The sequence below is a fragment of the Streptomyces sp. NPDC029296 genome (assembly GCF_055569255.1).
The window spans coordinates 144118-150619 of the sequence record NZ_JBVHXT010000003.1; the positions used below are offsets into that span (position 1 = coordinate 144118).

3 protein-coding genes are annotated in these 6502 nt (G+C 70.4%); 1 reads left to right on the forward strand and 2 read right to left on the reverse strand.

What is annotated here, in order from left to right:
- Window positions 1-42: 42 nt before the first annotated feature.
- Window positions 43-954, reverse strand: a complete 912-nt coding sequence (locus ACZ4W9_RS03690) for a class I SAM-dependent methyltransferase (RefSeq protein ID WP_467932916.1) — start codon at window positions 952-954, stop codon at window positions 43-45.
- Between the two features lie 144 nt (window positions 955-1098).
- Entirely contained in the window at window positions 1099-2844 is a 1746-nt protein-coding gene (locus ACZ4W9_RS03695) for a glycoside hydrolase family 6 protein (RefSeq protein ID WP_467932917.1), read from the reverse strand.
- 625 nt (window positions 2845-3469) lie between these two features.
- Here ACZ4W9_RS03695 and ACZ4W9_RS03700 point away from each other — a divergent pair.
- Window positions 3470-6382: a glycoside hydrolase family 48 protein gene (locus tag ACZ4W9_RS03700; RefSeq protein ID WP_467932919.1), complete on the forward strand. Its 2913-nt coding sequence runs from the start codon at window positions 3470-3472 to the stop codon at window positions 6380-6382.
- The last annotated feature ends 120 nt before the right edge of the window (window positions 6383-6502 follow it).

Sequence of the window (6502 nt, forward strand, 5' to 3'; positions counted from 1 at the left end):
CGGAGTCCATCACTTGGAGAGCACTTCAGGTCAAGCGCGGCATCAGCCCTGGCGGACGGCGGTGTGCACGGTGTGCGCGCCGAGCACGAACACGTCCGGCCGCACGTGCACGCTCGCCGGGTCGGACGGGTCCAGGAGCCGGTCGAGGGTGGCGCGGTCGTCGGCGTCCAGCGCCTCGCCGACGCCCTCGCGCACCCGGGACAGGTGTGCGGCGACATAGGCGCGGGCCCGGTCGTCGGCCGGGGCGGGCAGGTCGAGCAGGAAGGTGCGGGTGCCGGTGTGCTCCAGGCCGGCCGCGGCGAGCAGGGCGGGCCAGTCCTCGGTCTCGGCGACGGAGCCCGGCAGCCCGGCCCGCATCCGGGCGAACCACTCCTCCTCCAGGGCGTCGAGCCGGGCCTGGAGGCCGGGGCGGCCGATGCCGAAGTCCCGGGGCAGGAAGCGCCAGGGCAGTCCGCCCTCCAGCAGGGCCAGGGTGCCGCCGGGGGCCAGGTGCCCGGCGAACGCGGCGAGCGCGGCCCGCTGGTCGCCGAGGTGGTGCAGGCTGCGGCTGGCCCACAGCAGGTCGGCCGGGCGGTCCAGCCGGCCGAGCACCTCGGGCAGCTCGCCGGCGACGGTGTCGAAGCGGTCGGCCACACCGTGCCGGGCGGCCCGGTCGCGGGCACGCTCCAGCAGCGGCGCGGTGCCGTCGACGGCGACGACCCGGGCGCCAGGGAACGCCTGTGCGAACAGGCAGGAGACGACGCCGGGGCCGCTGCCCGCGTCCACGACGAGGCCCGGCTCGGCCACCTCCTGCCCGAGCCAGGCCAGGGCCCGCCGGTAGACGGGGGCGAACAGTTCCGCCTGCGCTTCCAGCAGGAGGGCCAGTTCGTTCCAGTCGATGTCCGTGCCGTGCCCGTGTCCGTGACCGTGCCCGGTGTGGTGCTGGTGGCGCTGCTCGTGGTGCGCGTGTGCCATGGTGGTCAGCCTCTCGTCCGGTTGCCGTCAGCGTGCGACGGCGCACCGGCCGGGGGCCACTTCCGTTGCCGCTCCGGCAAACGCGCATGCCGGTTCGGGCCGCCGGGGCCCGGGGGTCGGGCGGGCCCCGGCGGAGTCACCGCGTCAGGACAGCGGCGGGTAGGCGTTCTGCATCAGCTGCTGGAACTGGGCGGAGAACCAGTGCCCGGCCAGCGGCGAGTTCGGCAGCGCGCCCGAGGGGTTGTTGCCGTTGCGCGCGTTGCCACCGTAGGTGGGGTCGCACATCTGGTCGAAGCCCTTGCCCTCGTCGTTGTCGATGGGGGCGCTGGCACCGTCGGACTGCCCCGGCGGCTTGGCCCACACGTAGGCGTCTATCCCGGCGGCGGGAGCGGCGGTCGGCCGTTCACCGAGTCCGGCACCGCTCTGGTTGCACCAGTTGCCGACGTGGACACGCCGGTCGATGCGGCCGCCGTTGACGTAGTTGTCGACCGAGGTCAGCGGGCCGGGGCCAGTGGGCCGGGCGGTCCCGCCCCAGCCGTTGCGGGAGGTGTCGATCAGCATGCCGATACCGGAGTTGAACCCGGTCGAGATCAGCTTGTCCCGCAGGCCCTGCGCGTACGACTGCTCGTCCACGTACTGGTTCCAGTCGACCCACTTCGACTGGCGGACGGTCTGGCCGTTCACCGTGTCGGAGACCTTGAAGTAAGGCTCCTTGGTCGGGCTGTAGTTGGCCGTGTTGACGATGAAGCCGGCCACGTCGCTCGGGCTGGCGCCGTTGGTCGTGGCGACCTTGTAGAACTCCTGGGCGACCGGGCCGAGGTTGGTGTCCCAGCCGAGCCAGCCGTGGTGGCCGGCGTCGATGTAGTTGTAGACGTTCGAGAGGTTGCCCAGCTTGTCCAGGGCGTAGCTCACGCCCTTCTCGTAGTTGCCGTTGGACTTCATGGTCACGCAGGCGTCGGTGGTGGTGTTGGTGCCGCCGGCGTTGGTGACCAGGTTGGGCAGCGAGTCCGGCTCGATGAGCGCGGAGATGCGCAGGCCCGCGTACTTGGAGTCGGCCAGGATCGAGGCGATGGCGTCGATGTACTGCTTCTTGTACTTGTCGATGTCCGTCGGGCCGAGTTCGCCGTTGGAGGCGAGGGCGGCGCAGTCACGGCCGGGGAGGTCGTAGATGACCAGCTGGACGACCAGTTCGCCGGAGCCCTTCTGCTTCAGGGCCTCGTCCAGGTGGGCGCGCAGGCCCATGCCGCCGTTGACGCCGTTGATCGCCGCGATGCGGTCCAGCCAGACGAAGGTCGGCTGACTGGAGACGCGGCTGCCGCCCGGCTCGGCGGCGGCCAGCTTGGACCACTCCGGGTCCACGTACACCTTGGCGCCGGTGTACGGGTTGTCGACGCGGCCGGAGGTGCCTCCGCCGCCGTTGTCGCCCCCGCCGCCGTTGTCCCCGCCCCCGCCGTTGTCGCCCCCGCCGCCGTTGTCGACGTTGCAGGTGACGCCGTCGAGGGTGAACGTGGCGGGCACGGCGTTGGTGCCGCTGTAGCTGCCCTGGAAGCCGAAGCTGACCGTGCCGCCGGTGGCCAGCGCGCCGTTGTAGCCCTCGTTGGCGGCGGTGACCGCGGTACCGCTCTGGCTGAGCTTGGCGTTCCAGCCGCTGGTGACCTTCTGGTCGCCGGCGTACGACCACTTCAGCGACCAACTCGACTTCGCGGCCGCGTTGTTGGTGATGGTCACCGCGGCGGTGAAGCCGGTGCTCCACTGGTTCTGCACCTTGTAGTCCACGGTGCAGGGGACGGCGGAGGCAGCGGCGGAGGCCGATTGCATGCCGATCGCCGTCCCCGAGGCCCCGGCGACCAGCGCCAGGGCTGCGAGCAGTGATGTCCTGGTACGACTCATGAGTGCGGGTGTCCTTCGGTGTGCTGTGGGTGTGTGGTGCCGTGTCGGGAACTGCGGTGGGACGGCGCGGAGGTGGTCGCGCGGCCCGGCGCCATGCGCGGCGGGTGTGCCGTCACAGGCGGGGGTGGGACAGGCGGCGGAAAGTCCGCCCGCCGGGTCGGTGAGTTCGCGGGTGTTCCACTGGCGGAGGTCGTCGCGGTACGCCGCCCCGTCGGAGCGGTTCGTGCCGGGCGGGCGGCCGGCGCCGACGGGCCGGGGCCCGGCCGGCCCGGGGCGCGGTCGGACCGGGTCCTCGACGGACCCTGGAAGTCCTTCGCCCACTGGCCGGCGACGGCTAAAAGTACTGAACGCGGGGGGTGACGCATGAGCGAGTCCTCGCAGTGTGGCGCGCCCTGACGGACGCGTCGACTGAATGGAAGCGCTCCCACTGGTTGCGAAGGAAGGTAGCGCCAACTGGCCGGAAAGCCCAGGGGGGTCGCTTTACTTTTTCGCGATCGGGCCGGTCGAATCTTTTCGCATCGTCTAGGTCTTGACCGTCCGTTACCTCGTCTTCACTATGGGAGCGCTCCCACTGGTTCAAGCCTTGACTTCTCCCCGAGCCGCAGCCGCAAGGAGGAACCAGCACATGGATCCTGGACGCAGACGCAGAACCGTGCGTCGGTTGTGGACGGCGGTGGTCGCCGCGTCGGCCCTGCCGCTGTCGATGCTCGCCACGGGAACGGAGACCGCCCACGCGGCCTCCGTCCAGTGCAGCGTCGACTACAAGACCAACGACTGGGGCTCGGGTTTCACCGCCGACCTCACGATCACCAACCGCGGTACGGACGCCATCAACGGATGGACGCTGACGTACGCCTACGCGGGCAACCAGAAGCTGACCAGCGGCTGGAACGGGACCTGGTCCCAGTCCGGCCAGTCGGTCACCGTGAAGAACGCCTCGTACAACGGTGCCATCGCCGCGGGCGCCGCCGTCTCCACCGGCGCGCAGTTCACCTACAGCGGCGCCAACACCGCTCCCACGTCCTTCGCCGTCAACGGCACCACCTGCGCCGGCGCCCACCAGCCGCCGGTGACCGTGCTGACCAGCCCGAAGCCGGGCGCGGTCTACAGCCAGGGGGACGCCGTGCCCCTCGCGGCGACCGCGGCGGCGGCCGACAACGCGACCATCAGCAAGGTGGAGTTCTACGACGACACCACGCTGCTGGGCACGGACACCAGCGCGCCCTACTCGCTCTCGGCCTCAAGTTTGACCGTGGGCAGTCATTCCCTGGTGGCGAAGGCGTACGACAGCCTAGGCGCGTCCGGCACCTCCACCCCGGTGGGCATCACGGTGGCCTCCGGTCCCGCCGTGGTCGCCTCGCCGACCCAACTGGGCGTGCAGCAGGGCAAGTCGGGCACGTTTTCGGTGAAGCTGTCCACGCAGCCGAGCGCGAACGTGACGGTGAGCACGGCCCGCACGGACGGCAACACCGGTCTGTCCGTGACCGGCGGTTCCTCGCTGACCTTCACCCCGGCGAACTGGAACACCGCGCAGACCGTGACCATCACGGCCGACTCCTCCGGCACCGGCAGCGCGACCTTCACCGCGTCGGCCACCGGCCACGCCAAGGCGACGGTCACGGTCACCGAGCTGCCCGCGGCGAAGGCGTACGACGCCCGCTTCCTGGACCTGTACGGGAAGATCACCAACCCGGCGAACGGCTACTTCTCCCCCGAGGGCATCCCGTACCACTCGGTGGAGACGCTGATCGTCGAGGCCCCGGACCACGGTCACGAGACCACCTCCGAGGCGTACAGCTACCTGCTGTGGCTCCAGGCGATGTACGGCAAGGTCACCGGCGACTGGTCGAAGTTCAACGGCGCCTGGGAGATCATGGAGAAGTACATGATCCCCACGCACGCCGACCAGCCGACGAACTCGTTCTACAACGCCTCCAAGCCGGCCACCTACGCGCCCGAGCTGGACACCCCGAACGAGTACCCGGCCAAGCTGGACACCTCGGTGTCGGTGGGCCCGGACCCGATCGCCGGTGAGCTGAAGAGCGCGTACGGCACGGACGACGTCTACGGCATGCACTGGATCCAGGACGTGGACAACGTCTACGGCTACGGCAACGAGCCCGGCAAGTGCGAGGCCGGCCCGACCGCCACCGGACCGTCCTACATCAACACCTTCCAGCGCGGCTCGCAGGAGTCCGTCTGGGAGACGGTCCCGCAGCCGACCTGCGACGCCTTCAAGTACGGCGGCAAGAACGGCTACCTGGACCTGTTCACCGGCGACAGCTCCTACGCCAAGCAGTGGAAGTACACCAACGCCCCGGACGCGGACTCCCGCGCGGTGCAGGCCGCCTACTGGGCGGACCTGTGGGCCAAGCAGCAGGGCAAGAGCGGTGACGTGTCCGCGACGGTCGCCAAGGCCGCCAAGATGGGCGACTACCTGCGGTACGCGATGTACGACAAGTACTTCAAGAAGATCGGCAACTGCACGAGCCCGTCCTGCCCGGCCGGCACCGGCAAGGACGCCTCGCACTACCTGCTGTCCTGGTACTACGCCTGGGGCGGCGCCACGGACACCTCCGCCGGCTGGGCCTGGCGGATCGGCTCCAGCCATGTGCACGGCGGCTACCAGAACCCCCTGGCCGCCTACGCGCTCAGCTCCGTCGCCGACCTGAAGCCCAAGTCGGCCACCGGCGTCACCGACTGGAGCAAGTCGCTCCAGCGGCAGCTGGAGTTCTACCAGTGGCTCCAGTCGTCCGAGGGCGGCATCGCGGGCGGTGCCACCAACAGCTGGGCCGGCCGCTACAGCAGCCCGCCCGCCGGCACCTCCAGCTTCTACGGCATGTACTACGACCCGGCGCCCGTCTACCACGACCCGCCGTCCAACCAGTGGTTCGGCTTCCAGGCGTGGTCGATGGAGCGGGTCGCCGAGTACTACCAGCAGACCGGGAACGCCCAGGCCAAGGCGGTCCTCGACAAGTGGGTGAAGTGGGCGCTGTCCAAGACCACGATCAACCCGGACGGCACCTACCGCATCCCCTCCACCCTCCAGTGGTCGGGCCAGCCCGACACCTGGAACGCCTCCAGCCCCGGCTCCAACAACGGGCTGCACGTCACGGTCGCCGACTACACCGACGACGTCGGGGTGGCCGCCGCCTACGCCAAGACGCTGACGTACTACGCCGCCAAGTCCGGTGACGCGACGGCCAAGTCCACGGCGAAGGCGCTGCTGGACGGCATGTGGAGCAACTACCAGGACAGCCTCGGCATCGCCGTGCCGGAGACCCGGACCGACTACAGCCGGTTCAACGACAGCGTGTACGTGCCGAGCGGCTGGACCGGCACGATGCCCAACGGCGACGCGATCAACTCCTCGTCCACGTTCTCCTCGCTCCGGTCCTTCTACAAGAGCGACCCGAACTGGTCGAAGATCGAGGCCTACCTCAAGGGCGGCGCGGCGCCCGTGTTCACGTACCACCGGTTCTGGGCCCAGGCGGACATCGCCCTGGCCATGGGCTCGTACGCGGAGCTGCTCGAATAGTCCCCGCCGGCGCTCCGCGTACCCGGCCCCGCCACAGGACGGCGGGGCCACCCGGGCCGGGGGGGGGGGGAAACAAACCCGAAGGAAGGCACACCCGCCCCCACCCACCCCCCCCCCCTC